The organism is Geoanaerobacter pelophilus (genome assembly GCF_018476885.1).
Classification (GTDB): domain Bacteria; phylum Desulfobacterota; class Desulfuromonadia; order Geobacterales; family DSM-12255; genus Geoanaerobacter; species Geoanaerobacter pelophilus.
This window is the reverse complement of the sequence record NZ_JAHCVJ010000003.1, coordinates 471858-496598: the sequence shown is the minus strand read 5'-3', so window position 1 is coordinate 496598 and position 24741 is coordinate 471858. Positions and strand designations below refer to the sequence as shown.

Below are 24741 nucleotides of genomic sequence, written 5' to 3'. Positions count from 1 at the left end.
CTATAAAGGAGTAATCAATGGAAACATTGAGAGCGATGCGTAAGTTTCTGATACCTGAAATTGTTTACGGCAATGATGCGCATCGCTTGGTGGGGCACTATGCCGAGCGCTTCGGCCTGCGTTCCGTTCTTGTGGTAAGTGACCCGGGTGTCGCTGCTGTGGGGTGGACCGGGCGGGTCGTTGAGGTTCTGGCCGGAGCCGGTGTTACTCCCATACCATTTACTGCAGTCACGCCTAACCCAAAGGATCATGAAGTAATGTCGGGCGTAACCAGGTATCGGGAGGCCGGTTGTGACGGCATTGTTGCCGTCGGGGGAGGCAGTCCGATGGATTGTGCCAAGGGGATCGGCATAGTCTGCTCCAACAAAGGCAAGATTCTTGATTATGCTGGGGTGGACCAGGTGCCGTTGCCGATGCCGCCTCTCATCTGCATTGCCACTACTGCCGGTTCCGCGGCGGACATTTCGCAGTTTGCCATTATTACTGATACGTCAGACCAGAGAAAATCAGCCATTGTCAGCAAGTCCGTGGTGCCTGACGTTGCTCTCGTTGACCCGGTTCTGACCATGACCATGCCGGTCGAGCTTACTGCTTGCACCGGAATGGACGCGCTGGTGCATGCCATCGAAGCCTATGTGTCCAATGCCAGTTCGCCATTTACGGACATTCATGCCCTTCATGCCGTCCGCCTGATTGCCCGCAATCTGTCTGATGCCATTAATGACCCGCTTTCGGCTGTTGCCAGAGATGCCATGATGTTTGCCAGCACCCAGGCAGGCATGGCCTTTTCCAATGCCAGCCTCGGTGCGGTTCACGCCATGGCCCACAGCCTTGGTGGGATGCTGGATTCTCCCCATGGCGCCTGCAATGCCCAATTGCTTGACTCTGTTATTGCCTACAACTTTCCGGCTGCGCCGCAACGCTATCGGGAGATCGCCCAAGCCATGGGTATGGAACTCGATGGCGTTGATGACGGCACGGCCTGCGCCTTTTTGGTAGCCGGAATCGCGCGGTTAAGGGAACAGATCGGAATTACTGAGACCCTTTCCGGCCAGGGGGTCACCCGAGATCATCTGCCGCTACTTGCTGCCAAGGCCATGGAAGATGCCTGCATGGTGACCAATCCCCGTCGACCAACCCAGCAGGATATTGAGGGAATCTATGCGCAGGCGCTCTGACCAAACGGACAATTGGGATGAACTGCGTGCCCGGATCATTGGTCTGGGTGAACAGTCATCCCGCAAGAGCTACTACCCCGAGTTGCGGGATCGGGTGAATGAATTGGAAGAGACCAAGAAGTCTCTGGCCGAGCTGAATCTGTTTCTCCAGGCGGTTATGAATGCGGCCACCGAGATCGCGATCATCGCTGCGAACCCGGAGGGAGTGATAACCCTTTTTAACCGGGGCGCCGAAAAACTGTTGGGATATCAAGCTGAAGAGGTAATCGGCCGGGTTACTCCTCTTATTTTTCATCTGGACACTGAGGTTGCCCATCATGCCGAAGAATTGTGTGCCATGTACGGCGTTGCCGTTAGCGGGTTTCAGGCATTTATCGAGCAAGCCTCACGTAATGGGTCGGATAAGCGGGAGTGGACCTATATCTGCAAGGATGGCCGGCGGGTTCCGGTAGAGCTGGTGGTTACCGCCATTCGCGAAGAGGGGGCAATTACCGGCTATCTTGGCATGGCCGAAGATATCTCTGAGCGGAAAAAAACGGAAGAACATCTGCGACTTTCGGAGCAGAAATATGCCAGTAGTTTTCAGATGATGCCGGATATGGTCGGCATTACGCGAATAGCTGACGGTACCTTTATTGAAGCCAATGCCGGTTTTGAAAAATGGACAGGATGGTCGAGAAGCGAAATAGTCGGCAGGACCTCTCTGGAGCTAGGCTTATGGGAGCCAGAGGTCAGGGCCCATGTTGTCGAAACCGTCAAAGCAAAAGGACGGGTGGAAAACTATGAATTCAAGCTCGGCACCAAATCCGGAGAAAAACGGGTTGCCTTGATGTATATGGCCCCCATCAATGTCATGGGGGAGCAGTGTCTTCATTTCATGGCTCGGGATATTACCGAGAGTAAGCAGGCCGAGCAGACCCTCCGTAACGAACGCGCCAGGCTGCACACCTTGTTGCAGACCATTCCCGACCTGATCTGGCTGAAAGACCCCACTGGGGTCTATTTAGCATGCAACGCCCAGTTTGAGCGGTTTTTCGGCGCCAAGGAGGCGGATATTGTTGGCAAGACCGACTACGACTTTGTTGATAAGGGAATTGCTGATTTCTTTCGTGAAAATGACCGAAAAACCATGGCAGTCGGCAAGCCGTGTAGCAACGAAGAATGGATCACCTTTGCCGACGATGGCCACCGGGCACTGTTGGATTCGACAAAAACCCCAATGTACGACGTTGAGGGTAACCTGATAGGCGTCTTGGGGATTGGTCGTGACATCACCGCTCGCAAGCAGACGGAACAGGAGTTGGCGCAGTATCGCGATCACCTGGAATATGTTGTGAACGAGCGCACCATTGCACTGTTGCATGCCCGCGACGCAGCCAATGCCGCCAACCAGGCCAAGAGCATGTTTCTGGCTAACATGAGCCACGAGATCAGGACACCGATGAACGCGGTGCTCGGTTTTGCCCAACTGCTGGATCACGACCCGTCGCTGTCGCCCATGGCCCGCAACAAGGTTGCCACCATCATGAAGAGCGGTGAACACCTGCTCTCTATAATCAACGACATTCTGGAGATGTCGCGTATTGAGGCCGGCCGGGTCGAAGTTCACAGCGAACCGGTTGACCTGGTCGGGTTGTTGCAAGATCTGGCGGCCATGTTCCGGCTGCGGGCCGAAGAGAAGGGGCTTGCCTTCACTCTGGAACCGCTCACTGATCTCCCACGCTATATCGTCACCGACCTGGGCAAATTACGCCAGATACTGATCAACCTGCTGGGGAACGCAGTCAAGTTTACCAAGGCCGGTTCAGTGTCATTGTGGGCATTCTCTGTTGGTAATGACCGGATAGCCATCGAAGTGCAAGACACCGGGATCGGCATTACGGCTGAGGAGCAGGAGAAGCTGTTTCGCCCCTTTGAGCGCACCCGGAGCGGCGAGCAGGCTGCCGGCGGCACCGGTCTTGGGTTGGCCATCAGCCGCGAATACGCCCACTTGATGGATGGCGAGTTGACCGTTGTCAGTACTGCTGGGGTGGGGAGCAGTTTTCGGTTCGAGTTCCATGCGCCGATAACTGCCATGGTACCTGTGTCATCAGATGTCCCGCGCCGCGTGACCGGTCTAGTTCCCGGCCAGGGAGAACTGCACGTCCTGGTGGTTGACGATCTGCGCAGCAACCGGGGATTGTTACGGGAGATGCTTGAACCTTTGGGGTTTATCGTTGATGAGGCGGCAGACGGTCAAGAGGCCGTAGATAAGGTCCATGCCTTTAAGCCCAGTGTTATCCTGATGGACCTGGTAATGCCCGGCATGAATGGGGAAGAGGCGACCCGGATTATTCGCGCCTGCTACCCGAAAGAGTGTTTGACCATCATCGGCATCAGTGCCAGCGCTTTGGATATGCAGAGAGAGCAGTTTCTCGACGCCGGGGTAAATGCCTTTATTGCCAAGCCTTTTCGGGAGCAGGAACTGTTTGAGGTGCTGGCCCAGCATGCCGGGATTCTGTTTGAGACTAATAGTGATGAAATCATTCCTCCCCGGAAGGAGCTTCCATCCATCAATAAAATGCCTGATGGATGGCGCGAGGCTTTTCATGAAGCGCTGGCCCGGAATAATATCACCCGCATCCGGAGGCTTGGAGAGGAAGCGAGAGAGACTAACCCGGCTTTAGCGTCTTGGTTGCTTGAGCGGGCCGGGTTGTATGATCTGGAGGGATTAAGAAAATTGGACGATGGTGAGGCGACATAAAGGAGTTAATAGTCATGCTCGTTGGTTTAAGAATACTGAGACGCGTGGCTGTACGAAGCATTTATGTGATGGTCACTGCTGTCTGGATAATTATCGCTATCGTGCCTTCCCCGCTGGGCGCTGCTGAAAACCGCATTATCCCTGATGGCTGCGAAACGGTTGTTTACTCAACCAACCCCCAGTACCCTCCCTATGATTGGAGCATCGGCAAATCTTTTGACGGCGCGAGTATTGAACTGCTCAAGATGGTCATGCCTCCGGGACTCCCTTTGAAAGCGGCGGTGTACCCCTGGAAGCGCTCCATGTTTCTGGCGGAACAGGGAGAGATCGATCTCCTGGTAAGCCTGCGGATAACTCCTGAGCGTTCCGCTTACCTCACCTTTACCTCGCACCGGGCGTTCCCGAACCCGATTGTTGTTTTCGTGCGCAAGGACAGAAAATTTCCTTATAAATCCTGGAAAGACCTGAAAAACCGTAAAGGGGGCATCAGCGCCGGCGATACCTTTGGCGGCGGTTTCGATGAGTACTGGCGCAAAGAGCTTTCTATTGAAGAAGCGCCGACCATGTTTGAAAACTATCAAAAACTGGACAGCGGCCGCATTGATTATTTTGTTACCAGTCAATATGTCGGCGAGGCGTATCTGTCAAAAAAACCGCTGTCCCACGAGATCATCCCTCTTTTCCCGGCGATCTCTACACTTGACATATATTTCGGCTTCAGCAAGCGGTCCGGTTGTGCTTCGCTGGTGGATTACGTGAGCAAACGACTTATGGAGCAAGACAAAAAAGGTGTCCCGGAAAAGCTCCTGAAAAAGCATCTGAAGCGTTATCGGGAGATGCGTATCGAGTAGCCATGACCAAGGAGGCTCGAAATGAAGCAGCCGTCAATCATCCAAAAGCTGTTCCTGATAATGACCATTCTCACCTGCCTTCCGCTGCAGCACGCTCACGCATCGTCATTGCCATCTGGCTGTGAGGAGCTTGTTTTCTCGGCAAATCCTCAATACCCTCCTTACCACTGGGCGGTCGGTCGAGACGGATTCGAAGGGGCGAGTATTGAGCTTCTTGCCATGGTGATGCCGAAGCAGATCAGGTTAAAACCCGTTGTCTACCCCTGGAAGAGGGTCCTGCTACTCGCGGAACAGGGGGAAATCGATCTTGTCGTTAGTCTGAGGGACATTCCTGATCGCGAAAGGTATCTTGTCTTCACTAAACATCGCGCCTTTGCCAATCCCTCTGCCGTATTTGTAAGAGCAGACAGCGGCATCAGGGTCAACGAGTGGCGAGACCTTAAAAAAAGGAAAGGGGCAATCAGTCTAGGAGATACCTTTGGTCTTGCTTTTGACAGCTACTGGCGCAAGGAACTCACTATTACAGAGTCAGGGACCATGGTGGAAAACTTTCGCCTTTTGGACCAAGGGATAATTGACTATTTCATTACCGGGAAATATCCCGGCACTTATTATATTTCTCAGAATCGAACTACCAATAAGATCACCCCGCTGGAGCTTCAGGGGGCAAACGACGACATATACTTCGGCTTTAGCAAAAAATCTCCTTGCGTGCCGCTTGTCGAGTCGGTCAGTAAGCGCCTTGAGGAGCTGGATAAGAAGGGGATAAGTGAAAAGTTGCTCAGAAAGTACCTGAAAAATGTTCGAAAGCCGTAAGGGCCGAGACCATTATGGGATTTCTCTCCAGGGGACATTAATGTCGCTCACGAACCGCTCACTGTCGCTGCAGGTTATATGCACTCTTGTTGCCGTAGCAACGGTAATTCTTGCCATATATGCAGTACTTACGATGCAGGTTTTCCGTGATCGTGAGGCGGCAAAGCTGAGAAATCAGCTTGCTATTGATGCAGAGCAGCTCCAGCCCGCCATCGCCTCTGCTTTATGGAATTTTGACACGGCACAGCTCAACAAGGTCTTGGATGGCGCCATGAAAGACCCCATTCTGACCAGGATTGTGGTCCTGTCAGGCGACTCGGTATACACCCGCAGCCGAAATGAACGGTGGGAACCTGTTACCGGGGAGAAGGCAATTGCCAAAACAGATGTCGTTGTCCGGGAGCAGCCGGTTATTTTTTCGGGACAGAATCTTGGAACTCTTACAATTGCCGCAACAACACGATTTCTCGACGAAGAACTGAAGACCGGCATCTGTTACTTTGTTGTTACAATTTTGCTCCTGGATGCGCTGCTGGTTGTGAGTGTTTACTGGATCCTTAATCGGATTGTCCTGAAACCGCTCAAGCAGCTGGAAAGCTACGCAGTTTCGGTCAGTAGTGATGATGCAGGCGGTGATTCCCTCGCTACCTTCACTTTCAGCGGTGAGATGGAAGTGCTCCGTGCATCTTTGGCGAAAATGGTGTCGCAGCTTGAGAGTCGCTATGCCGAGCTTGCGCGTTATCGTGAACACCTTGAAACATTGGTTGAAGAACGGACTGCCGAACTGCTTCATGCCCGTAATGCGGCCGAGGCAGCCAATCAGGCCAAGAGCATGTTTCTGGCCAACATGAGCCATGAGATCAGGACACCGATGAACGGTGTCCTCGGCTTTGCCCAACTGCTGGAGCGCGATCCCTCGTTGTCGCCGATGGCCCGCAACAAGGTTGCTACCATCATGAAGAGCGGCGAACACCTGCTCTCCATCATCAACGACATTCTGGAGATGTCGCGCATTGAGGCCGGCCGGGTGGAGCTTCGTACCGAACCGATTGACCTGGCCGAGCTGTTGAATGACCTGACAGTCATGTTCCGGCTACGAGCAGAAGAGAAGGGGCTTGCCTTTACCCTGGAACCGATCACTGATCTGCCGCGCTACATTGTCACCGACTTGGGGAAACTGCGGCAGATACTGATCAATCTGCTGGGGAACGCAGTCAAGTTCACCAAGTCCGGGTCAGTGTCACTGCGGGCATTCGCTGTCGGTATCGACCGGATAGCCATTGAAGTGCAAGACACCGGCATCGGCATCACAACTGAGGAACAGGACAAGCTGTTTCGCCCCTTTGAACGCACCCGGAGCGGTGAGCAGGCTGCTGGCGGCACTGGTCTTGGGTTGGCCATCAGCCGCGAATACGCTCACTTGATGGATGGCGAGTTGACCGTTGTCAGTACTGCCGGAGAGGGGAGCTGTTTCCGGTTCGAGTTCCCGGCGCCGGCGACTTCCGAGGTACCTGTATCATCAGGGGTGCTGCATAGCGTGACCGGTCTTGCCCCTGGTCAGGGTGAGTTGCGTGTTCTGGTGGTTGACGATCTGGAGACTAACCGGGAACTGCTGCGGGTGATTCTGGAGCCGCTGGGGTTTGTCGTGGATGAAGCTTCCAGTGGTGAAGAGGCTATTGAGAAGGCCCTGGTCACCAAACCGCACATCATCCTGATGGATCTGGTAATGCCCGGCATGAATGGTGATGAGGCAACACGAATCATCCGTACCACCTGCCTGGCTGGCGATCCGGTAATCATCGGCATCAGTGCCAGCGCCTTCGATACGCAGAAACAGCAGTTTCTCGACTCAGGGATTAATGCGTTTATCGCCAAGCCGTTTCGGGAGCAGGAGCTGTTCGACTTGTTTGCTTGCCGCGCTGGAGTGAGGTTTGAGATTGCAGGAAATAAAGATAGCCGGGACGTTCAGCGCAGCCAGGAACTGCCTTCCTTGGACAGGATGCCTGCAGACTGGCTTGAGGAATTCTCCCAGGCGTTGTTCCGGAATAATATAACTCGCATCCGCAGATTAGGGGAGGAGGCGAGCGTAATCGACCCGTGCCTTTCAGCCTGGGTGCTTGAACGGGTTGAGTTGTATGATCTTGAAGGATTGAAAAAATTGGGCAACGTGAATACCACAGGAGCCAGTCATGACTGAGAAACATGTGATCCTCGTTGTGGATGATACCCCGGAAAACCTGCGGGTATTAGGAGATATGCTGGAACATGAAGGGTATGAGGTGCAGGTCGCCACTAATGGCCAGGATGCCTTGGAAATAGCCGGGGCAGTCCCTGCTCCTGACCTCATCCTGCTGGATATCATGATGCCGGAGATGGATGGTTACGAGGTTTGTCGCCGGTTGAAGACTGACCTTACTCTGCAGCACATACCGGTAATTTTCATCAGCGCTTTGGGGATGGCGGAACAGAAAGTTAAAGGGTTTCGCGAGGGGGGGGTGGATTATGTTACCAAGCCGTTCCAGGCCGAAGAGGTGGTGGCGAGGGTTACGACCCATATTCAGCTGGCTCGTGCGGAAGAGCTCAAACGGGAAGTGGCAGAGAGAATGAGAGCTGAAGAAGCTCTCAAGACGCTGGCAGAGGAGCTGCAGGAAAAAAACGACCGGCTTATCCATACCCAGGAAGAGTTACGTAATCTGAATGTCGAGTTGGAAGCGCGGGTCCTGGAACGTACCGCTCAAATTGAATCGGCATATTCGCAGATATCTTTGCTTAATGAGGATCTTTGCCGTAGAAGCCAGGAACTTGAGCAGAAAAATCAGGAGATTGCAGAGGCTAACCGGCACCTGGAATCGTTTTCCTACTCAGTATCCCATGACCTTCGGGCGCCGCTTCGACACATTAACGGCTTCGTCCGCATCCTTCTGGAAGACTATGGTCAGTCGCTGCAGGAGGAAGCAAAAAAGCTGCTTGACCGCATTGCCGCCGGCTGCGACCGAATGGATCTCCTTACCAGTGAACTGCTCCAGTTCTCGCGTTTTGCTCGCCAACCTATCAGCAAAAGCAATCTTGAAACCACTTTATTGGTGCAGCAGGTTATTGACGAACTGGATTTGCAGCATAGAGAAAAGCCTGCTGAGCTGATAGTTCACGATCTCCCTCCATGTACGGCTGACCGCCAACTGCTGCAGCAGGTCTTTCAGAACCTCATCGGCAATGCCCTGAAGTTTTCGGAGAAAGCTGACCATCCACGTATCGAAATCGGCACCCTGCAGCAGGAGGGGCAAACCGTTTTTTTTGTTAAAGACAATGGTGTTGGTTTTGAAATGCAGTATGCTGACAGGCTTTTCGGGGCTTTTCAGCGTCTCCATAAAAATGAGGATTTCCCCGGTACCGGGATAGGGCTGTTCCTTGCAAACAATATCATTACCCGTCACGGTGGTAAGGTGTGGGCAGAGGCCGAACCTGGCTCTGGCGCCACGTTTTTCTTTACGCTATGAAGGCGATGGAAGTTAATTCAGTCTTTCGCCTGTCTCCATGGTTAGCAGAGGCCTTTCCTTGATGTTACAATACCCGCCTGTGATGTTATTCACATAAATCTTTTTTTATACACCGCGTTTATTTTTATGATTTTTGTAGTTATATCGTATGGTTAGCTGTGGATGTTCTTGGGGGTTGGACTCCTGACATTCACAATTACGTATATATTTTCAATACATTAAGTCTTCTATCCTGCCTCAAATTATAAAGCCAGCTTAATAATCCATAGGTAATTCAATATGTTGGATAGTATAAATGAGTTGTGGTTAATAGTGGTATGCTCGGTGCAATGCAGTATTACAGCAAGCAAATAATAATGATGATCTTAAGGGAGGCCACCATGAAACCCATTATCAAGAAAACCATTGCACTCTCTGTTTGCAGCGTCTCTTCGGCATTTGCCGCCAGCGGTGCTGAAAACGAAGGATCTGGTCTTTTCTTCTGGCTCTTCATCGGGTTCGCATCCATGATCATTGTTTTTCAGTTCCTTCCAGGGATTATGATGTTCTTTGGCATGGCTAAAGGTCTCTTCGGTTCAGCCAGGGAAACAGAAACAAGGAAAAACTGAAGTCCCGGTAACTAGCGTTGCGGGAATGTGAGTCTGGAAAGACAAGAGAAAGGGGGCCGACCATGCAAGGGGTATTGATTGCAGATGACAACCAAGATACGTGCAAGATTATGGCAGACTTATTTTCCGGAGCAGGGTATGACGTCACGGTGACGAATTCGGCCGCAACCGTTCTTCTCGAAGTTCTCAAGAAGACCGCCCAAGTTGTCCTGATAGGTAAGGATTTCGATGAGGTGGCTGCTACTGAACTCATTCCGTTGCTGAAAAAGTGTAACAGAGAGTTGAGTATTATTTTTGTATCCAGTGATGCTTCATTGTCATTGGTCCGCAAGCTAAGAAACGACGGAATTTTTTACCACGCGCTGCTTCCTGACGAGCCATCTGAGCAGGAAGAGCTTAAGAAAGCGGTAGAATGCGCTCTCGAAACCCACCGCAGTCAATCTCTGCACTAAGGAGGAATAAAATGAAAACGACACGTTTAGCACTGACTACTGTTCTGATGTGGCTGGCAATGTTTGGTGACGCCTTCGCGGTATCAACCACCAGAGTTTACAGCAGCGGGATATTTGTTTTGGGGTTCATTGCCTTATGCGCTTTAGTGGTCGTCGTTCAGTTGATTCCGGCCATCATGATGCTGTGGGGGATGATAAAAGGGACAGCTGAAAACTCAAAAAACGCGGTAAAGGTATCGGCAAAAAAGTAGGCGCAAATTGAAAGGAGTAGGGGCCATGTTAGAGATATTTCAACAAATCGGCGAAGTGAAATCTGTCTATACTATGGTTGACTTCTATCAATATATCAAAGGAGTGGAATATCTGATTTGTTTGGCATTTTTTGTCGGATTTCCAATACTTTACCGTTACATTCATTGTTCGAAAGACAAATGAGAGTGCCCTTCGTGCTTAAATCCTGATAGTCTCAGGAGGGGTAGGGAATAGAGTGAACTGTCCGAGTATGAATAGCAGGTAACCAAGGATCATCAATGCTGGAAGCATGATAATTATAAAAACGACAACTTTGCCAACTGGTTTAATAGTGAGTCTCTGGCTACGCCCAACCAGAAAGTAGAGAATAGTGCCGATTGGAGGGAAAAAACATAGTACCACCAGCCATGCTGCTTTGGTGCTGAAATATTGAAACTCGTTTATGATGACATCAGCCAACGCGTAAAGCCAGAGTACTGAAGGCAGCGCTATAAAGACTATGAAAGAAATAAACATGAAGCTAGCCATCAGATTTGTCCTTGAGATTCAATAAGACAAAGAAAAGCCCCTGCATTTTTGCAGGGGCTTTTCTTTGTACGTGCGCCCGCCAATTATCTTGACGGGCTAAATACTGCATCCTTCTTTGCAGCGGGATACAGGACGAATACGAAATCTTTCAGTCCACATGAGCGTAATCTCCTTTCAATCCGCGTTAACAACACTCTTGTTTATAAATCTAATGTAGAAGGTGGCAATCGTCAAGGGCAAAGGGATATTTTTAGTCTTATTTATTTTTAACTGTTGAAAACTAACACGCTTCAGTATCAACAGCTTAAACGGCTTCCATTGACTGCTCTTCTGAAGGGAGAGGAATAATCGTTGTTGCCCCTTGGTAACCGTGATAGTTTATCCCATATTACCTATAAGGCCCAAATATGCCGCAAGAACAACCTTACAACCCTTTACATGGGATAACGCTGGAAAAACTTCTCTCTGAATTGATAGAGCACTATGGATGGGAACAACTCGGCAAACGCATTGATATCAAGTGTTTCAGCAACAACCCCTCTATCGGGTCCAGCTTGAAGTTTTTGCGGAGGACACCGTGGGCCAGAGACAAGGTTGAAGCTCTCTATCTCGATCTAAAAATATTCAATCGCTGAGTTTTCAGCGTATAGATCCCAATTATTTCAAGGATTTTGGAACTACTATGCCCGGACGTTTTGCCCTCTATGCCTCTGCAGAGCAACTTGCTGATATTTTCAGCGTACAGCTTCCCGAGAAGGTTGTCCCCCGATACAACATTTCCCCTTCCCAGCAGGTTGCTGTTATTCGCAATCTTGGAGGAGAGAACCATCTTGATTTTATGAAGTGGGGGTTGGTTCCATCTTGGGCAGATGATATGGCTATTGGGTACAAACTGATAAATGCCCGGTCAGAGACGGTATTCGAAAAAAACTCTTTCAAAAGAGCTATCCGTACGCGCCGCTGTTTGGTCCCTATTTCTGGTTTCTATGAATGGCAGTCCTCCGGGAGCGCAAAGACCCCGTTTTATATATCAATGGCAGACAATAAACCTTTCGCGTTGGCCGGCATCTGGGAGCAGTGGAAAAACCCGGATGGCTCAATAATTGAGACCTGTGCCATTCTGACAACCACTCCGAACCGGTTGATTGAAACAATTCACGATAGAATGCCGGTAATACTACACCCTCAGGAATACTCAGTCTGGCTGGACAGAGAGGTCTCAGATCCTGCTACTCTTAAACAGCTTTTCAAGCCTTATCCCGCTGAAGTAATGACGGCCTTTCAAGTGTCAACCATTGTGAACTCTGTAAGGAATGATGGAGAAGAATGCATAATAAAAGTTGATTCTCAAGATGATACGGGTCTTCTTTTTAACTGATTGAACTGTAACCCGAATACTACATGTAACACGCCTGCAACGGTATTGCTTGCGTAAGAGTGAAAAGAAAAAGGCTGAACGTAACTTACCGTTCAGCCTTTTTGTGTAAATAAATTCTGTTTATAACAGAATCTTGTGAGAGGGTATTAGTCTCACTAATTTAAGCACACATATTTAATTGTCAAATAAACTTTTAACAAACTACATACTCCAATTAGAAAATCTGATAGTCAGTCAAAATCTCACTTCTAAGCAGTCCTGCATCTCAGGACTTGATTGAAAGATAACCTATCTTTCATTGCACTACATATTATATTTGGTTGTAAATTGACTATCCTTCAGACCTCCTTTGTTAGTAGTGACTGCTTGATTGTATATAAGCATAAACTGAACCAATTGATGGACTAAGATTATAACTAGCTGTTTAGAATGATAAAATAAATAATTGTATGTGTAATTGCAATGATGCTGGTCGCAAATTAACCGATAATCAGCCGAATAACTGGTCAAAACAAGAACACCTGAAGGCAAATAATTATCAGCTTGGCGGCTAGGATAGTGTCCTGAACTTATGCTGGTCCTACACCTCATGAACTTGATCAGTTTGTAGAAGAAATATTTTTCTCTGATAGTATTAACAAATAAGCAATGCTTTCTGCTGAATGCTGTGTTTCCTCAAGCGGCGCCTGATACTTTGCCCTTTAGCCGTATTGTGGATGGTCTCCTATCAGCTCATTTGGGGGACGGCGTTACTTCTTTTAAGGCATTCAATAGCTTTTCTTTGTTGAACCCTTGTAGTTTTATTTTGTTGCCTATGACAAGAAGCGGTACCCCGCGTTTGTGCTCAGGGACACCCATTGAATCGTAAATTTTTATAAGGGTTGACAGGTGTTCTTCGTCGGTATCGATCTCCCGATTGATGAACGGGATTTTGTTGGTGGTTAGGAATTCTTTTGCTTCCTTGCAATGGGGGCAGGTGGAAAGTGTGTAGATGACAACCAGAGGGTTTTGCTCAGTTTGGGCGGTTGGTGAGATTACGGTCAGTTTACTTGCCGGGGCATTACCGGCAAAAGCAGTCGTGGTAAAGGCAAGCGATATCAAGCAGACTGTGAGAATAATGGAATGGGGCATGTGACTTTCCTTTCGGAGTACCGCGATTTTGTACCTAGCATTATGTTAACCATAACATTCCTCGTAACTCCGTCAATTGGTATCAACCATTGTTGAGTTACTAAATAAATGACATGAAGGAGCAGGCAGTTTTTTGCCTGGCAGAGATTCTCTAGGAGGTTAATGCAAATGGGAAAAAGAGTATTTGTTGCCGTCTGCCTGATAACAATGTTGGTATCATGGGGATATCAGGCTGCTCACGCCGAGGTTCGTGGGGGAGACCCCAATGCTTTGGGCAAGTCTCTAATCATGGTAGGGAAGCCTGCTCCCGACTTTTTTTTGGAAGGGGTTGTCAGTACTGAATCGGGAAAAGAGTTCAAAACCCTGTCTTTAAAGGATTTTAGAGACAAATGGCTGGTATTTTTCTTTTATCCCGCGGACTTCACATTTGTCTGTCCCACAGAGATCAAAGGTTTCAGCGACAATATCGACTCCTTCAGGCGCTTAAATGCAGAGATTGTGGCTGTGTCTACTGACAGTAAGTGGTCCCATCTTGCCTGGATAAAGAGGGGGGATCTGGGGAACCTTAAGTATCCTCTTCTGGCGGACTTCAACAAGGTGACGTCAAGGGCTTATGGGGTTCTGGATGAAGAGAAGGGGGTTGCGCTGCGAGGGCTTTTCATCGTTGATCCGCAAGGGACGCTGCAGTACCAGGTTATTCATAATCTGGACGTCGGTCGGAGCATAGAAGAGACCCTCCGAGTTCTTGAAGCCCTCCAGAGCGGTGGACTTTGTCCTTTGGGATGGAAGCCCGGACAGAAGACCCTGGCAAAATAACAACAGGTGCCGGGCTGTCGCTTAAAATGTTCAGCAAAGAAAACGGGAGAAACTAGCGCTTCTCCCGTTTTTACTGTCTGGTTTTTACCTGGGTTTGCTCGGTCTTGAAGTTTTTAGTTAGTTCTTCAGCATGTTATCAAGTAGATCATTTGCTTCTTTCAACTTGTCGTTAAGTTTCTTGATTTCATCAGCAGAGTATTCTTTTTTGCCTTTTTTGATTTCGGCATTGAGTTTTTTGATCCTTTGCTGGATGGAATCAACCTGATCCTTGCATCCCTTTGATGCAAGCAGGCATTGGTCTTTCTGCTCTTTGGTCATATCTGCCGCAAATACAGGTACAGATGCTGACATCACGAAAGCTGCCATCACTAAAATTGCAACACGTTTCATCAGATTCTCCTCCTCTTTCGGAAAATATACACCTTAATAATATTAAGTAGAGCAGATATTTAGAGTCTGTCAATAGCATTGACTTTGTACGTGGGATCACAGGAGTGTTTACGCCGCAACTGGCTAATAGCTAATAACTTCGGAAGGTTTAATGCTTTTGGTTTCTATTGGCACCCTGGCAAGCGGGGCGGTGGTTTAATTTAATCCTATGCCATTTAAGGCTGTGCAGGTCATCACACAAACATTACCCCCAATTTAGCTTGTTGACAGCCTTGCGGAATGTGTTAAATAGATTTTAAATTCTTATGTGGAGGCTTTATGAATAAAACAGACTTGATTGACAAGATTGCAGCAGGAGCCGGGCTTACGAAAGTTCAGGCAGAGAAGGCAGTCAACAGTTTCATTGCTGAGACCACAGCTGCTCTCAAGGCTGGGGACAAGGTTACGCTGGTTGGTTTCGGTACATTCAGTAGTGTGGCGCGTGCTGCCCGTACTGGAAGAAACCCGCAGACCGGCAAGCCGATCAATATTGCTGCCAAGACAAACGGCAAGTTCACCCCCGGCAAAGCCCTGAAGGATCTTACTGCAAAACCTGCGAAGGCACCTGCGAAAGCCAAGGCACCAGCCAAAAAGAAATAGCAATCATACTGATTCATCAACAATAGATGGGCCGTCATCCAAAGGTGTGGCGGCCTGTTTTTTCATGTTGGTCTAGCCTCATTATCCTATGCTGACAATCTCATCCCCACTTATTTCAATACGCCATCAGTCACAGCGATGTTGCCGGTGTCTGGTTGCCGTAGCAGTAGCATTGGCCTTCAGTTTTATGGCAATGGGGGCAACTGCTGCTGAATCAGGCAATGCGGAAGCGTTGGAGACCATTACCCGGCTTCGCAGCATTGTCTGGGGTGATCTTCTTTATCCTGAATTCAAGAGTGCAGAGGACACTTATGCAAAGGCCAGGGAAGCTCTGGCGCGAAAAGAGTTTCAGGAGGCGGAGCGGTTGTTTCGCATGACAATCCTGAAAGGGGCCATTCTTGAAAGAAAAGCGCTTGAGGCAAACCTCGCCGAACCTGTAGCCGATGATAGCAATGATTTTTCCCGGATTGTTGGCGATGATTTCTTCTATACGGTTCGCCAACGGGACACCGTACGGCTGATCGCCGCAAAGTTTGGTGTCAGCAGCAGGAATATTTTACGGCTGAATAACTTGAAAAAAGGTGAACAGCTCAGAGCTGGACAGAAGCTGAGGATTGTAACCAGAAGAATAGTCCCTAAAGAGGTTGAGCAGGGGATTGTCATTAATATCCCGGACCGGACTATGTATCTCTTCAGGGATGGCAGGCTTGAATCCATGTATCCGGTCGCTGTCGGCAAGCCTTCTTTCAAGGATAAAAAGGGATGGCACACGCCGACGGGAAATTTTAGGATAGTTGCAAAACTGAGAAACCCGGTCTGGAGGGTGCCGTCATCCATACAAGATGAAATGAAGAGTCAGGGTAGAGAGGTGCTCGATGAGGTGCCACCGGGCGATGCCAATCCCTTGGGGAGGTATGCGCTGCGAACCTCAATCCCCGGCATCCTGATCCATGGGACAAATACACCTGCTTCCATCTATGGATTCAGCAGCCACGGCTGTATCAGGGTTTACCCGGATCATATGGAACAGCTGTACCGGGATGTCACGCTTAGGACCTCCGGCGAAATTGTCTATAAACCGGTAAAACTGGCACAGAATGACGATGGCAGGATATTTTTGGAAGTTCACCCGGACGTCTATGATAAGGTTAAAAACCTTGAGGTCGAGGCGTGGAAAGTCATAACCGGCAATAATGCCAATGGCAGGGTTGATTGGGCAAAGGTGATGAAAGCGGTTAATGCCAGATCCGGTATGCCTGAAGATGTTACCCTGGGGCCAAGAACACATTCGCAAGCGGAAAAGATTACCTCTTTAGCCGGCAAGTAAAAATTTACTCTAAGTAAAAAATATTCAGTTTCGCAAAATTATATATTTTCGCATTTCTGCAAACCCCCCTCTCTCGCATTGCTAATCTGATTTAACTCACTGATATTTAAAATTAAAAAGCAATATTTGCAGGGTGTAGGAACTGCAAACAGTTTTGCAAATATTCAAAACAGTTGGACCCCCCCAGTTGGGTAGTTGATATGTGTGTTGGTGTAACATGTTGTAAAATAACAAAATATCGTGTTGTGCAATATTTTAAAACATTGGTATGTATGTTGCTCTTTCAGAAATATCGAATTGCTAAACTACACACGGAGGTGAGACAACATGTCACAAGAATCTACTAACAAAGGTTGGCAGGTGACCATGGCCGGCCTTGGCATTAACCTGGCTCTGGGAGTTCTGTATGCGTGGAGTATTTTCAAGGGCGCCATCAAGGCTTCCATTGAAAAGGGTGGTGAAGGGGCATTCACCTGGAGTCTCTCCTCGATAAACGATCCATATGCCATTTGTTGCCTCGTCTTTGCTTTCGCCATGATCGTTGCCGGTAAGTGCCAGGATAAGATCGGTCCTGCCCGCACTGCTCTCATTGGCGGCCTTTTGGTCGGCAGCGGTTTCACCCTGATGTCGTTCTCTAACAGCTATGCTGCCTGGGTAATGGGATTTGGGGTTCTTTCCGGAGCTGGTTTTGGTTTTGGTTACGCTGCTGCTACCCCTCCAGCCCTTAAATGGTTCTCTTCGACGAAAACCGGTGTTATTGCCGGTACCGTTGTTGCCGGTTTTGGTCTTGCCCCGGTTTACATTGCGCCACTTTCCAGCTGGCTGATCGGCGCTTATGGTATCCCGAAATCAATGCTCTTCCTCGGAATCGGTTTTACCGCCCTGGTTTGCGTACTCTCTTTCCTGCTGGTCAATCCTCCCCAGGGTTATGTCCCTGCTGAGCCTGCCAAAGACGATTCCAAGCCTGCTGCCAAAGCAGTTCACAATGCAACCGTTGCTGAAATGATGCGCTCTCCAAAATTCTACCTCTTGTGGGTTAACTTTTTCATCGGCGCTGGCGCAGGCCTGATGGTTATCGGCAGTGTTGCCGGGCTTGCCAAGAAGAGCATGGGCCCCATGGCGTTCGTGGCAGTGGCAATAATGGCTATCGGTAATGCCAGTGGCCGTGTTGTTGCCGGGGTTCTTTCCGACAAGATCGGCCGTAAGGCTACCCTCTCCATCATGCTCGGTTTCCAGGCACTCCTGATGTTCGCTGCAATTCCGATCGTCGGTTCCGGTAGCGCCGCTCTGCTGGTGGTTGCTGCTACCTTCATCGGTTTCAACTACGGTTCAAACCTCTGCCTGTTCCCTTCATTCGCCAAAGATTACTGGGGATTCAAGAACTACGGTCTTAACTACGGCACCCTCTTCACTGCCTGGGGCGTAGGCGGGCTCGTGATGGGTCGCGTTTCCGAAATGCTCAATGCCCAGCCGGGTGGCCTTAACAAGTCGTTCATTCTTGCCGGTACCCTCTGCGCTACCGGTACGATCCTCACCTTCTTCCTCCGCGAGAAGAAAGCCGTTGAGGTCAAAGCTCCGGTCATGGTTGCCGAGCCGATCGCAGTGGCTGTGGAAGATTAATAAATCTCACAGCTTGAAAAAACAAAGGGTCATGCAGAAATGCATGGCCCTTCTGTTTTATGATGGTATTATTACGGCTAATTAGCCACAGGAATAAATGGCACAGCAAAAAGCTCCAGCTGCAAGGCTTGCGAAATCTGAGGAGCGAGTAGTAGCCGTACGCTACGTCGCAGTGATGAAGATTGAGCGAAACACAGCGGAGGGATTTTGGGTGAAGCCATAAGAGGGGTTGCATGGATACCACTTACGTAAACATCATGCTCGTTGTCTTTCTGGTCATGGCCGCATTGGCAATCGATGTCGGTTACATGTATGTCAGCGATGAGGATTTGCAGCATACGGCCGGGCTTTCTGCTATGGCGGGCGCTCAGGCAATCAAGCAGGGGCTTCACGCAAGGATACAGGCCGATCCCAAAGAGCTTAAACCGGTGGCCGAGGATACCGTACAGGCGCCTGCCAGAGTTGCTGCGGTCGAGACCGCCATCGGTGACCATAAGGCTGTTGCCCTGATCGAAGTTCCCAACAATAATACCAACAACATGACAACGGAAAATAACATTACCGTTGGTTTCTGGGATGCCGCTGCCAAGAAATACACCGCTGGAGGAACTCCGGTTAATGCCATCCAGGTCAGGACAAAGAGGACGGCTGAAAGCGAGTCGGTCGGCTTAGGAGAGATGGGGAGCACCATTGCCAAGATAACCGGCATGGAAACAGTGAATTTCAACCCGGTTGCCATTGCGGCCATTCCGGCACAAGTGCGCGCCAATTTCGCCATTTCCGCCGATCTTTGTGCCGGCGGTTGCGCCTATCCAAACATCTGCCAGATCCCCGAAAAAAAACTGAGTCGCAACGAAGCAGACCCAAACAAAAAAACATCGGCATCAGGCAGATATGCCATTACCTCAATGGCATACCCGCTTTCCGGTGGTTCTTCGCTGTCTGATATGATCTGCGGTGAGATGCCGCCGCAGGACCTGTGTGGCAAGAAGATTTTCGTCGCTGCCGCTGCAGGAGAAGAGCCGCTGCGTGATATCGAATCGATGATGTACAATCCGAAGGTGGACAGCTCGAATAAGGAATACGACAAAAAGACCGGGAAACTGCTCGGCTGGTGGGTTATTGCGCCGGTGGTAGATGCCCTGCCGTCAGACAAAGCGACCGGCATTGTTGAACTGCCGGTCAGTCGCTATGCCCTGGTGCGGATCAGCAAGATCTGTGCAACCGGCCCTGCCGGCTGTGCGCAGAAAGGGGTTGCCTTCGACGCTCCGGTAGCGTTGTGCGGCCAGGAGAGTGGGCTTTACATCGACCGTATTTCCTGCGTCGGTTGCGGCACCAAGGAGATGCTGCAGATGCCGGGTCTGTTCCCGGTTATCGTGCAATAGTCAGATTCCATCTCGCAATTTACGGGAACGCTGCAGCAAGCAGCCGGAGCAGAGGAGACGGAAAGGTGCCGATGATCAAAATGGCGGCACCAGTCGCGATTAATGCCACTGATTCGGCCGGAGACGGAGATTGCGCAGCACTGTCTCCGGGATCATGCATGTAGAGGCTGACCACGACCGCGAGATAGTAATAGGCCGAGACCGCGGCGGTGAGGATGCCGATAATGGCCAGCGGGACCTCGCCGGCTTTGATGGCGGCGGTGAAGATCAGGAATTTGCCGGTAAAGCCTGCTGTTGGCGGGACTCCTGCCAGGGCGAACAGGGCGAGGCTGAGGGTGCCGGCAGCAAACGGGCTGCGCCGGCCCAGGCCGCGCCATCCTTCGGTATCTTCTCCCGAGCCGTTGCGTTCTATGACGGCAATGGCGCCGAACGCCGCCAGGCTCATAACGCTGTAGGCCACGGCATAGTAGACGGCAGCCCGATAGCCACCGGCCGTGCCTGAAAGCAAGGCCAGAGCAACATACCCCATCTGGGCGACGGATGAGTACCCCAGCATCCGCCGCACCTTTGTCTGTAGCAGCGCCGCCAGATTCCCGACAACCATCGACAGCAAAGCCAGCCACCAGAGGATCGGCCGTATGGCGCCGAGGTCCCCGGTCGGGAGGATCAACAGCAGCAGTGCCACGGTTGCCCCTTTGGAGAGTGCCGACAGAAAGGCCGTTACCGGGGCCGGTGCCCCCTGGTAAATGTCGGGCGTCCAGAGGTGTGCCGGTACCAGGGAGAGCTTGAAGGCGATCCCGACCAAGATGAACCCCCACCCGACATGGGCAACCTTGTTGCCTGCCGCCAACTGCAAAGCGTTGGTCAACGACAGGGAACCGGTCCCGGCATAATGGAGCCCGATCCCGAAGGCCAGAAACGCCGCCGCAACAGCCCCCATCAGCAGGTATTTGAGCCCTGCCTCAGCCGAAACCTCCCGTTTCAGATCCATAGCCACCAGGATGTAAAAACCGAAGGTCATCGCCTCCAGTCCGAGGAACATGATCAGCAGGTTGGTTGCCATGCTCAGCGCTGTTGCGCCGAAGGTGGCGAACAGCACTGTGGCCGGGTACTCCTCGCCATTTATCCCGTGATCGCTGTTGTCGCGATGCGATATCAACAACGCTGCAGCGGCAGTAAGGGAGAAGATGGCTATGAACAGCCTTGCAGCAGGTGTTGACGCAAGGGCCAGTGTCGGCGCCACAGTCAGCGGCGGGGTTTGTCCCACCCAGGCTGCCGTCATCACTGTGGCGATGATTCCGGCTCCGGTCCAGAGGTTTGTGGGGATCACGGCGCCGAGCAGCAGGATCGCCAGGGCGCTCCCGGCCAGGATCATGAGCGGTACCGCTATCCAGAGATCGGCAATGGTCATCCGGCACCTCCGGCAAGTATCGATACCGGCGTGTGCAGCATGTCCAGCAGCGGCGCCGGGTGCAGGCCGAGGTAGATGTCAATGGCGGCCATGACTGCCAGCATGCTGCATTCCATGACTGACAGATCCGGGATAGTCAGAGGCTTGCGCTCCTCCTGGAACAGCAGCTCCTGAATCAGTCTGACCGTGTACACCAGCGGCAGTATTACCCCCAGGAAGCCGAGGATGACCGCCAGGTGCGATATCTTGAACGAGCCGGTCAGGATCAGGAATTCGCCGACAAAATTGTTCAGGCCGGGCAGCCCGGCAGAGGCCATGGCAAAAAGAACGAAGAAAAAAGCCAGGACCGGAGCCTTGCCCCAGACTCCACCGTAATCGCTGATTTCACGGCTATGGGTGCGCTCGTCCAGCATGCCGATCATTGCAAACAGAGCGCTGGTGGTAACACCATGGTTGACCATCTGCAGTATGGCGCCCGACAACGCCACCGGAGTCCAGGCCGCAATGCCGAGCGCCACGAACCCCATGTGACCGACGCTGGAGTAGGCGACCAGCCGCTTCATGTCGCGCTGGGCAAAGGCGACCCAGGAGGCATAGAGGATCCCGGTCACGGCCAGGGTCAGCAGCAGCGGGGTAAGGGTCTTGGCTGCATCCGGGAACAGCGGGTAGCCGAAGCGCACCAAGCCGTAGGCCCCGGTTTTCAGGAGCAGTCCGGCCAGGATCACGCTCCCGGCAGTCGGGGCGTCGGTATGGGCATCGGGAAGCCAGGTATGGAGCGGGAAAATCGGGAACTTGATGGCAAAGGCCAGGAGCAGGGCGCTGTACAGCCAGAGACCGGCAGCGTGCGGGACAACGGTTCCGGCCAGGCTAAACAGGTTAAAGGTATGGACGCCGGTCTGGCTGGCGTGCATCAGGTAGATAGCGATGATCGCCAGGAGCATCAGCAGCGAGCCGACCAGGGTAAACAGGAAGAATTTGATAGCCGAATAGATCCGTCGGCCATGGCCCCAGATACCGATCAGGAAGAACATCGGGATCAGCATCAGCTCCCAGAAGAGGTAGAACAGGAACAGGTCGAGGGAGAGGAACACTCCCATGATGCCGCTTTCCATGGCCAGGATCAGGAGGTAATGGAGGCCCGGCCGGTCGGTGATCGAGTGCCGTGAGGTCAGCATGGCAACCATGGTGATGAAGGCGGTCAGCATGACCAGCAGCAGCGAGATGCCATCCATTCCCAGGGTGTAGCGGATGCCGAACTCGGCGATCCAGGGGAGATCCTGATAGAGGAAGAAGCCGGCTGGGGCGCCGGCTTGAGGCCATTGGGCTACAGGCCAGCAAAGGCAGGCCAGCAGTAGCTCCAGCAGGGCTCCTCCCATGGCGATCTGGCGCAACTTGTCGCTGCAGCGCCAGACCGGCAGCAGGCAGAGTCCTGTTGCCAGCGGTAGGAAGATCAGGATGGTCAGGAGCGGGTAGCCGTTCATGCCATCACCCACGCCAGGTAGGCGATCACCAGCGCAGCGCCCGCCGCCATGCTGAAGAGGTAGGCCGAGACCCTGCCGCCCCCCCAGCTCCCCAGAAATCGGCCGGCACGACCGAGGAAGGTTGCGAAGCGGTCCAGCGAGCCGTCAATGGCTCCTTCATCGACCTGCTCCCAGAGGATTCCAGCCAACCGCTGGTACGGACGCACCAGCAGCAAGCCGTAGAGCCGGTCCAGATACCAGCCGTTGAGACAGAACGAGCGAAGCCAGGTCGCACGGTTGTCCATGTCGGCAACCCTGGCGTTTCGCCGTTCGCCGCCGTAACGGTAATGGGCGAGGGCGATCCCCCAGACGGCGACGATGGCGGCAACCCCTTGCAGCGCCAGTTCCGAACCGTGCGAGAGGTGAGCGGGCAGAGTGCCGGTGAGCGGCTCCAGGAAGCCGGAGAGGATGCCGGTACCGAAATAGGCCGGGAGATTGAAGAATCCGCCGAGCAGACCCAGCAGCGCCAGTGGCACCAGTATCCATTCCATGATGCGGGAAACGCCATGGGTTGTCCTCTGCTGCTCCCCACCGAACACCAGGTAGAGCATCCGGAAACTGTAGAACGATGTCAGCAGGGCGGTCACCAGCCCCAGTCCGAAGAGGGTGCTGTAGACCGGCCCTCCCTGGCCCCAGGCCGCTGCCAGGATGCCGTCCTTGCTGAAGAAACCGCCGCTGGGGGGAATCCCGGCCAGGCAGGCGGCGCCGGCAAGAAACGGCCAGAAAGTCGCCGGCAAGGCACGCCGCAGGCCACCCATCCGATAGATATCCTGTTCATGGTGCAGCGCATTGATCACACACCCGGCCCCCAGGAACAGCAGCGCCTTGAAAAAGGCATGGACGATCAGGTGGAAGGTGGCTGCGCTAACGCTGCCGGCACCTACCCCCAGGAACATGTAGCCGATCTGGCTGATGGTGGAGTAGGCGAGTACCCGCTTCAGGTCGCGCTGCGCCACAGCGCACGTCGCCCCGTAAAAGGCGGTGACCCCGCCGGTAATGGCAATGCCGGCCAACAGTTCCGGCGAGCCGCTGATGAACGGAAACAGCCGCATCAACAGGTATACCCCGGCCGTTACCATGGTTGCGGCATGGATCAGCGCCGAAACCGGCGTCGGCCCGGCCATGGCGTCCGGCAGCCACACCGACAGCGGCAGCTGCGCTGATTTGCCCATGGCGCCCAGCAGGATCAGGAAACCGATGACGGTTACTGCTCCACTTGGCAGTGTCCCTGCCAGCGCGTTCAGTTCCGGGATCGACTCTGTGCCGCACAGCTCAAAAAGCCAGACCAGGGCGATCAGCAGGGCGGTGTCGCCGATCCGGGTCACAATAAACGCCTTGCGTCCGGCAGTGGCGTTCTTTTCCTCCCGGTACCAGAAGCCGATCAACCCGTAGGAGCAGAGCCCAACCCCTTCCCAGCCCATATACATCAGCGGCAGGTTGCCGGCAAGCACCAGCAGCAGCATCGAGGAGACGAACAGGTTGAGCAGGGCGAAGAACCTGACATGGCAAGGGTCTTCGGTCATATAGGCAACGGCATAGATATGGATCAGGCCACAGACAAAGGTGATCATCAGAACCAGCGACAGGGCGAGCGGGTCGAGGTACAGGGTGAGCGGCGCCTTGAACTCGAAATCCGAGAGCCACGAGGCGATCTCGATGGTTGCCGGGCTACTGTAGGAGAACAGCGCGGCGACCGCAGCGCAAAAACTCCCCCAAACCACACCGCAGGCAGTGATTTCCGATACCCGGCGCGGCAGATTCCTGCCGAACAGCGCATTAACAACGGCGCCGGCCAGCGGCAGCAGGATTATCAGTTCCAGGCAGAGTCTCATCGGTCGCGCAACTCCCTGAATTCGTCGACATCCACGGTCTTTTTCCGCCGGTGGAGATAGACCACCATTGCCAGGGCAATGGATACTTCGGCCGAGGTCATTGCCATGATAATCAGGCTGAATACCTGACCGTCAGCAGCGCCCCAATGGTTGGCACCGGCGACAAAGACCAGCATCGCCGCGTTCAGCATGATCTCGATGCCGATCAGCAGCATGATGACGTTGCTCTTCCAGACCAGGACGCAACCAAGCCCCAGGGCGAAGAGTATGGCTGCCAGGATCAGGGCATGGGCGAGGGGCACGATCATATCAGATTCTCCTGAAATGCGGATTTTGCGATAAGCGCAAGGCGCTCAAGAAACGGCGC

23 protein-coding genes are annotated in these 24741 nt (G+C 52.3%); 16 read left to right on the top strand and 7 right to left on the bottom strand.

Translation table 11 applies throughout. The annotated features are described in order from the left end of the window. Positions 1 to 17: 17 nt before the first annotated feature. The 9 genes from ercA to KI809_RS10375 all read left to right on the top strand — a co-directional run bounded on the left by ercA (position 18) and on the right by KI809_RS10375 (position 10396). Complete coding sequence (ercA, locus tag KI809_RS10415) at positions 18 to 1178, top strand: alcohol dehydrogenase-like regulatory protein ErcA (protein ID WP_214171470.1); 1161 nt, start codon at positions 18 to 20, stop codon at positions 1176 to 1178. Continuing rightward, positions 1162 to 3921, top strand: a complete 2760-nt coding sequence (locus tag KI809_RS10410) for a PAS domain-containing sensor histidine kinase (protein ID WP_214171469.1) — start codon at positions 1162 to 1164, stop codon at positions 3919 to 3921. Before ercA ends, KI809_RS10410 begins: the two co-directional genes overlap by 17 nt. A gap of 14 nt (positions 3922 to 3935) precedes the next feature. Continuing rightward, a complete protein-coding gene (locus KI809_RS10405; RefSeq protein ID WP_214171468.1) occupies positions 3936 to 4772 on the top strand; it encodes a substrate-binding periplasmic protein in 837 nt (278 codons plus the stop codon). 21 nt (positions 4773 to 4793) lie between these two features. Continuing rightward, positions 4794 to 5588, top strand: a complete 795-nt coding sequence (locus KI809_RS10400) for a substrate-binding periplasmic protein (protein ID WP_214171467.1) — start codon at positions 4794 to 4796, stop codon at positions 5586 to 5588. 40 nt (positions 5589 to 5628) lie between these two features. Then, on the top strand, positions 5629 to 7785 hold the full coding sequence (locus tag KI809_RS10395; protein WP_214171466.1) for an ATP-binding protein: 2157 nt from the start codon (positions 5629 to 5631) through the stop codon (positions 7783 to 7785). Beyond that, positions 7778 to 9085 (top strand): sensor histidine kinase, encoded by a 1308-nt coding sequence (locus KI809_RS10390; RefSeq protein ID WP_214171465.1) that lies wholly within the window; start codon positions 7778 to 7780, stop codon positions 9083 to 9085. Before KI809_RS10395 ends, KI809_RS10390 begins: the two co-directional genes overlap by 8 nt. Before the next feature lie 380 nt (positions 9086 to 9465). Beyond that, positions 9466 to 9693: a hypothetical protein gene (locus tag KI809_RS10385; RefSeq protein WP_214171464.1), complete on the top strand. Its 228-nt coding sequence runs from the start codon at positions 9466 to 9468 to the stop codon at positions 9691 to 9693. Positions 9694 to 9755: 62 nt separating this feature from the next. After that, entirely contained in the window at positions 9756 to 10145 is a 390-nt protein-coding gene (locus KI809_RS10380; RefSeq protein WP_214171463.1) for a response regulator, read from the top strand. Positions 10146 to 10156: 11 nt separating this feature from the next. Continuing rightward, positions 10157 to 10396 carry a hypothetical protein gene (locus KI809_RS10375; protein WP_214171462.1) on the top strand — a complete coding sequence of 80 codons (240 nt, stop codon included), beginning with the start codon at positions 10157 to 10159 and terminating at the stop codon, positions 10394 to 10396. Between the two features lie 199 nt (positions 10397 to 10595). Here KI809_RS10375 and KI809_RS10370 read toward each other — a convergent pair whose 3' ends face one another. Further along, a complete protein-coding gene (locus KI809_RS10370) occupies positions 10596 to 10925 on the bottom strand; it encodes a PLDc N-terminal domain-containing protein (protein ID WP_214171461.1) in 330 nt (109 codons plus the stop codon). A 407-nt stretch (positions 10926 to 11332) separates the two neighbouring features. On the opposite strand from KI809_RS10370, the gene KI809_RS10365 reads away from it, so the two are divergent. Then, positions 11333 to 11560 carry a VF530 family protein gene (locus tag KI809_RS10365; RefSeq protein WP_214171460.1) on the top strand — a complete coding sequence of 76 codons (228 nt, stop codon included), beginning with the start codon at positions 11333 to 11335 and terminating at the stop codon, positions 11558 to 11560. A gap of 47 nt (positions 11561 to 11607) precedes the next feature. Beyond that, positions 11608 to 12303, top strand: coding sequence for an SOS response-associated peptidase (locus tag KI809_RS10360; RefSeq protein WP_214171459.1), 696 nt, complete (start codon positions 11608 to 11610; stop codon positions 12301 to 12303). Positions 12304 to 13035: 732 nt separating this feature from the next. On the opposite strand, the gene KI809_RS10355 is transcribed toward KI809_RS10360, so the two are convergent. Further along, positions 13036 to 13434, bottom strand: coding sequence for a glutaredoxin family protein (locus KI809_RS10355; protein ID WP_214171458.1), 399 nt, complete (start codon positions 13432 to 13434; stop codon positions 13036 to 13038). 168 nt (positions 13435 to 13602) lie between these two features. Here KI809_RS10355 and KI809_RS10350 point away from each other — a divergent pair, with 168 nt between their 5' ends. Next, on the top strand, positions 13603 to 14250 hold the full coding sequence (locus KI809_RS10350; protein ID WP_492207405.1) for a peroxiredoxin: 648 nt from the start codon (positions 13603 to 13605) through the stop codon (positions 14248 to 14250). A 117-nt stretch (positions 14251 to 14367) separates the two neighbouring features. Here KI809_RS10350 and KI809_RS10345 read toward each other — a convergent pair whose 3' ends face one another. Further along, the gene (locus tag KI809_RS10345; protein WP_214171457.1) at positions 14368 to 14640 is read right to left on the bottom strand and encodes a hypothetical protein; all 273 of its coding nucleotides are present in this window, start codon (positions 14638 to 14640) and stop codon (positions 14368 to 14370) included. Positions 14641 to 14958: 318 nt separating this feature from the next. Between KI809_RS10345 and KI809_RS10340 the strand changes: the two genes are divergently transcribed. The 4 genes from KI809_RS10340 (at position 14959) to KI809_RS10325 (ending at position 19611) form a co-directional block, all read left to right on the top strand. After that, the gene (locus KI809_RS10340) at positions 14959 to 15279 is read left to right on the top strand and encodes an HU family DNA-binding protein (protein WP_214171456.1); all 321 of its coding nucleotides are present in this window, start codon (positions 14959 to 14961) and stop codon (positions 15277 to 15279) included. Between the two features lie 172 nt (positions 15280 to 15451). Continuing rightward, positions 15452 to 16606 carry a L,D-transpeptidase family protein gene (locus KI809_RS10335; RefSeq protein WP_214171455.1) on the top strand — a complete coding sequence of 385 codons (1155 nt, stop codon included), beginning with the start codon at positions 15452 to 15454 and terminating at the stop codon, positions 16604 to 16606. Between the two features lie 327 nt (positions 16607 to 16933). Further along, entirely contained in the window at positions 16934 to 18226 is a 1293-nt protein-coding gene (locus KI809_RS10330; protein ID WP_214171454.1) for an L-lactate MFS transporter, read from the top strand. A 233-nt stretch (positions 18227 to 18459) separates the two neighbouring features. Beyond that, positions 18460 to 19611, top strand: a complete 1152-nt coding sequence (locus tag KI809_RS10325; protein ID WP_214171453.1) for a pilus assembly protein TadG-related protein — start codon at positions 18460 to 18462, stop codon at positions 19609 to 19611. Positions 19612 to 19630: 19 nt separating this feature from the next. Here KI809_RS10325 and KI809_RS10320 read toward each other — a convergent pair whose 3' ends face one another. Genes KI809_RS10320 through nuoK form a run of 4 tightly spaced genes read right to left on the bottom strand, consistent with a single transcriptional unit; the run spans position 19631 to position 24682 of the window. Then, positions 19631 to 21022, bottom strand: a complete 1392-nt coding sequence (locus tag KI809_RS10320) for an NADH-quinone oxidoreductase subunit N (protein WP_214171452.1) — start codon at positions 21020 to 21022, stop codon at positions 19631 to 19633. Then, positions 21019 to 22503, bottom strand: coding sequence for a complex I subunit 4 family protein (locus KI809_RS10315; protein ID WP_214171451.1), 1485 nt, complete (start codon positions 22501 to 22503; stop codon positions 21019 to 21021). The genes KI809_RS10320 and KI809_RS10315 overlap by 4 nt, the downstream gene beginning before the upstream one ends. Beyond that, the gene (gene nuoL / locus KI809_RS10310) at positions 22500 to 24374 is read right to left on the bottom strand and encodes an NADH-quinone oxidoreductase subunit L (RefSeq protein ID WP_214171450.1); all 1875 of its coding nucleotides are present in this window, start codon (positions 24372 to 24374) and stop codon (positions 22500 to 22502) included. Before nuoL ends, KI809_RS10315 begins: the two co-directional genes overlap by 4 nt. Further along, a complete protein-coding gene (nuoK, locus tag KI809_RS10305; RefSeq protein WP_214171449.1) occupies positions 24371 to 24682 on the bottom strand; it encodes an NADH-quinone oxidoreductase subunit NuoK in 312 nt (103 codons plus the stop codon). The genes nuoL and nuoK overlap by 4 nt, the downstream gene beginning before the upstream one ends. Positions 24683 to 24741: the final 59 nt, after the last annotated feature.

What these genes read in the sequence shown, in the direction of transcription:
- ercA (WP_214171470.1), top strand. Translation starts at nt 18, where the DNA reads ATGGAAACATTGAGAGCGATGCGTAAGTTTCTGATACCTGAAATTGTT.
- KI809_RS10410 (WP_214171469.1), top strand. Translation starts at nt 1,162, where the DNA reads ATGCGCAGGCGCTCTGACCAAACGGACAATTGGGATGAACTGCGTGCC.
- KI809_RS10405 (WP_214171468.1), top strand. Translation starts at nt 3,936, where the DNA reads ATGCTCGTTGGTTTAAGAATACTGAGACGCGTGGCTGTACGAAGCATT.
- KI809_RS10400 (WP_214171467.1), top strand. Translation starts at nt 4,794, where the DNA reads ATGAAGCAGCCGTCAATCATCCAAAAGCTGTTCCTGATAATGACCATT.
- KI809_RS10395 (WP_214171466.1), top strand. Translation starts at nt 5,629, where the DNA reads ATGTCGCTCACGAACCGCTCACTGTCGCTGCAGGTTATATGCACTCTT.
- KI809_RS10390 (WP_214171465.1), top strand. Translation starts at nt 7,778, where the DNA reads ATGACTGAGAAACATGTGATCCTCGTTGTGGATGATACCCCGGAAAAC.
- KI809_RS10385 (WP_214171464.1), top strand. Translation starts at nt 9,466, where the DNA reads ATGAAACCCATTATCAAGAAAACCATTGCACTCTCTGTTTGCAGCGTC.
- KI809_RS10380 (WP_214171463.1), top strand. Translation starts at nt 9,756, where the DNA reads ATGCAAGGGGTATTGATTGCAGATGACAACCAAGATACGTGCAAGATT.
- KI809_RS10375 (WP_214171462.1), top strand. Translation starts at nt 10,157, where the DNA reads ATGAAAACGACACGTTTAGCACTGACTACTGTTCTGATGTGGCTGGCA.
- KI809_RS10370 (WP_214171461.1), bottom strand. Translation starts at nt 10,925, where the DNA reads ATGGCTAGCTTCATGTTTATTTCTTTCATAGTCTTTATAGCGCTGCCT.
- KI809_RS10365 (WP_214171460.1), top strand. Translation starts at nt 11,333, where the DNA reads ATGCCGCAAGAACAACCTTACAACCCTTTACATGGGATAACGCTGGAA.
- KI809_RS10360 (WP_214171459.1), top strand. Translation starts at nt 11,608, where the DNA reads ATGCCCGGACGTTTTGCCCTCTATGCCTCTGCAGAGCAACTTGCTGAT.
- KI809_RS10355 (WP_214171458.1), bottom strand. Translation starts at nt 13,434, where the DNA reads ATGCCCCATTCCATTATTCTCACAGTCTGCTTGATATCGCTTGCCTTT.
- KI809_RS10350 (WP_492207405.1), top strand. Translation starts at nt 13,603, where the DNA reads ATGGGAAAAAGAGTATTTGTTGCCGTCTGCCTGATAACAATGTTGGTA.
- KI809_RS10345 (WP_214171457.1), bottom strand. Translation starts at nt 14,640, where the DNA reads ATGAAACGTGTTGCAATTTTAGTGATGGCAGCTTTCGTGATGTCAGCA.
- KI809_RS10340 (WP_214171456.1), top strand. Translation starts at nt 14,959, where the DNA reads ATGAATAAAACAGACTTGATTGACAAGATTGCAGCAGGAGCCGGGCTT.
- KI809_RS10330 (WP_214171454.1), top strand. Translation starts at nt 16,934, where the DNA reads ATGTCACAAGAATCTACTAACAAAGGTTGGCAGGTGACCATGGCCGGC.
- KI809_RS10325 (WP_214171453.1), top strand. Translation starts at nt 18,460, where the DNA reads ATGGATACCACTTACGTAAACATCATGCTCGTTGTCTTTCTGGTCATG.
- KI809_RS10320 (WP_214171452.1), bottom strand. Translation starts at nt 21,022, where the DNA reads ATGACCATTGCCGATCTCTGGATAGCGGTACCGCTCATGATCCTGGCC.
- KI809_RS10315 (WP_214171451.1), bottom strand. Translation starts at nt 22,503, where the DNA reads ATGAACGGCTACCCGCTCCTGACCATCCTGATCTTCCTACCGCTGGCA.
- nuoL (WP_214171450.1), bottom strand. Translation starts at nt 24,374, where the DNA reads ATGAGACTCTGCCTGGAACTGATAATCCTGCTGCCGCTGGCCGGCGCC.
- nuoK (WP_214171449.1), bottom strand. Translation starts at nt 24,682, where the DNA reads ATGATCGTGCCCCTCGCCCATGCCCTGATCCTGGCAGCCATACTCTTC.